The sequence below is a fragment of the Sutterella sp. genome (genome assembly GCF_052272535.1).
Lineage (GTDB): Bacteria > Pseudomonadota > Gammaproteobacteria > Burkholderiales > Burkholderiaceae_F > Sutterella.
This window is the reverse complement of record NZ_DAVZJY010000269.1, coordinates 1-2,792: the sequence shown is the minus strand read 5'-3', so window position 1 is coordinate 2,792 and position 2,792 is coordinate 1. Positions and strand designations below refer to the sequence as shown.

The 2,792-nt window shown below is 65.8% G+C and carries 2 protein-coding genes; one reads left to right on the top strand and one right to left on the bottom strand.

From position 1 onward, the window contains the following. Positions 1-224: 224 nt before the first annotated feature. Positions 225-1,433, bottom strand: a complete 1,209-nt coding sequence (locus tag ACT6Y9_RS10135; RefSeq protein ID WP_443744441.1) for an amino acid aminotransferase — start codon at positions 1,431-1,433, stop codon at positions 225-227. A gap of 360 nt (positions 1,434-1,793) precedes the next feature. On the opposite strand from ACT6Y9_RS10135, the gene ACT6Y9_RS10130 reads away from it, so the two are divergent. Next, positions 1,794-2,600, top strand: coding sequence for a ZIP family metal transporter (locus tag ACT6Y9_RS10130; RefSeq protein ID WP_443744440.1), 807 nt, complete (start codon positions 1,794-1,796; stop codon positions 2,598-2,600). Positions 2,601-2,792 lie beyond the last annotated feature (192 nt).

Here is a 2,792-nt window from a genome sequence, read left to right as displayed (position 1 = left end):
GCTACGCCGAGGACGACTTCACGTTCACCTTGAAGAGCGACCTCGCGGAGCCCGCCGCCGGCGCTTGAGACGCCGTTCGGCGGAAAAGACGACGAAAAAGCCGCCCGCGGGAGAGGCTCCCGGCTCAGGGCGGCTTTTCGCTTCTTCATTCGCGGCGCCGCGGCCTCGGGCCCCGCTCAAAGAAGAGCGGGAATCGGAGGTCGCAGGAGGCGCCGGGACGGCGGTCAGGCGCGGGTCTTCAGGACCGCGGCGATCGACTTCGCGACGTACTCGACGTTCTTCGTGTTGAGGCCGGCGATGCAGATGCGGCCGTTCCTCACGCCGTAGACGCCGTACTTCTCGCGCAGCAGATCCATCTCTTCGGCAGAGAGGCCCGTGAAGGAGAACATGCCGTGCTGCTTCACGGAGAAGCTGAAGTCCTCGCCCTCGGCCTTGCCGGCTTCATAGAGCGCTTCGCGCATGGCGCGGATGCGGGTGCGCATGCCGTCCACTTCCGCGCGCCAGGAGGCCTGGAGCGCTTCGTCGCACAGGACTTCGGCGACGATCTGACCGCCGTGGCAGGGCGGGTTCGAGTATTCCTGACGGACGATGCGCTTCATGATGGAGGTGACGACGTCGGCCTCCTTCTTGGAGTCGGTGACGATGTGGAGTGCGCCGACGCGTTCGCCGTAGAGGCCGAAGTTCTTCGAGCACGAAGTGGCGGCCATGAAGGTGATGCCCTCTTCGGTAAAGAGGCGGATCGCGAAGGCGTCCTCTTCGAGTCCCGAGCCGAAGCCCTGGTAGGCCATGTCGAGGAGCGGCAGAAGATCCTTCTCAGCGACGATCTTCGCGACTTCACGCCACTGATCCTGCGTGAAGTCGAGGCCCGTCGGGTTGTGGCAGCAGCCGTGCATCAGCACGAGGGTCTTCGGAGCGAGGGCGCTGATCGAGGCCTTGAAGGCTTCAAAGTCGACCGACGCGCGGTCGGCCGAGAGGTACGGATACTTGCCGACCTCGAGGCCGTCGGCCTTGAGGATCGAAATGTGGTTGCCCCAGGTCGGGTCGGAGACGACGGAGGCGTTGACGCCGAGGAACTGGTGCGCGAAGGCGGCGGCGAGCTGCAGCGCGCCGGTGCCGCCCAGAGTCTGGACAGTGGAGATGCGGCCGGCGAGGACGGCGGGGTTGGTCTTGCCGAAAACGAGCTGCTGCACGGCGGCGCAATACTGCGGCATGCCCGACATCGGCATGTAGCCGCGCGGCTGGCGGCGGGCGAGGAGGCGCTTCTCGGCCTCTTCAACGCAGGCCATCAGCGGGAGCTTCCCTTCCTCGTTGAGGTAGACGCCGACGCCGAGATTCACCTTCTCCGCGCGCGGATCCTTCTTGAAGAGATCAACGAGACCCAGAATGGGATCGTCCGGCATGGGGGCCAGGGCGGCGAAATCGCTCTTGAGCATGATGGAAAGCTTCCTTGTTGTGGGTTGAGACGGATTCGTTCCGCCCTCGACGTCGACGCAGGCGGCGGCGGGCGGAGGCCGATTCAAACAATATAGCCGCCCGCACTCCGCTCCCGACCCCCGCCCGGCACTCCCGCCGGGGCAAAAAGACGAAATAGCGATCGGGTCTTTGATTCGAGGCGACCTTCCCTAAGGGATTGCACCAACCTCTGGATCCGCGCGTCGGGAGCACGCTCGAGCGGCGCCCGTACGCACGGCTCGTCCCAGGGCGCCCTCCCGACGCCCCTCCCATGCGGTAGAGTTCTCCTATTTAAATCACGTTGCGAATGCTTCGCATTCGCGCTTGCTGGAATCTTTGTCATGGACGGACATCTTTGGGACGCACTCGCCTGGACGGCGCTCTACACGGGCTTCACGTTCCTCTGCACGACGGCGGGGGCCGCGACGGTCTTCTTCATGAAGCCCGGGCGCGAGAGCGAGCTCGCCGAGACGCTCTCGCTCGGCTTCGCCGCGGGCATCATGATCGCCGCCTCCGTCTGGAGCCTTATCATCCCGGCGATCGACATGACCGAGAAGGCGGGCGGCATTGCGTGGCTCACCGCCTCTGGCGGCATCATCGCGGGGGCGGTGTTCCTCAAGCTCCTCGACATGGCTATGCCGCACCTGCACCCGGGCGCGGCCGTGCCCGAGGGCCCGAAGACGAAGCTGCACCGCGTTGAGCTCCTCTTCCTCGCGATCACGCTGCACAACTTCCCTGAAGGCGGCTCGGTCGGGCTCACGGCCGGCATGGCCGCGCTCTCGGACGACCCGATGGCCTTGTCGGCCGCCTTCGCGCTCGCGCTCGGCATCGGAATCCAGAACATCCCGGAAGGCGCGGCCGTATCGCTCCCGATGTGCGGCCAGGGGTATTCGCGCCTCAAGGCCTTCTGGTTCGGGACGCTCTCTGGGTTGGTCGAGCCTCTCTGCGGCCTCCTCGTCGTCCTCGCGATTCCGGTCTTCCTCCCCGTGATGCCCTTCATGCTCGCCTTCGCCGCAGGCGCGATGCTCTACGTGGTGGTCGAGGAGCTCATCCCGGCCGCGCACCTCTCGAAGCACTCCGACGCGGGCACGCTCGCGGTGATCTGCGGCTTCGTGATCATGATGGCGCTCGACACCGGCCTCGGCTGACCGGAGGGTCGGCGCGGGCGAACCGGAACGCAGGGAAAACAATGTGCTCCGGTGGGCGTGACAAAATCAATTCAAAACCATTTTTTCGGCACCGCCTCCTGCGGACAGTGTCATAATGATTCCAAGAAACGGGGATTCCCGGAGAATCCCCCCGCCGCCACCGACCCCGCCGGGCGCGGCGTCCGGAGCATG

What these genes read in the sequence shown, in the direction of transcription:
- ACT6Y9_RS10130 (WP_443744440.1), top strand. Translation starts at nt 1,794, where the DNA reads ATGGACGGACATCTTTGGGACGCACTCGCCTGGACGGCGCTCTACACG.
- ACT6Y9_RS10135 (WP_443744441.1), bottom strand. Translation starts at nt 1,433, where the DNA reads ATGCTCAAGAGCGATTTCGCCGCCCTGGCCCCCATGCCGGACGATCCC.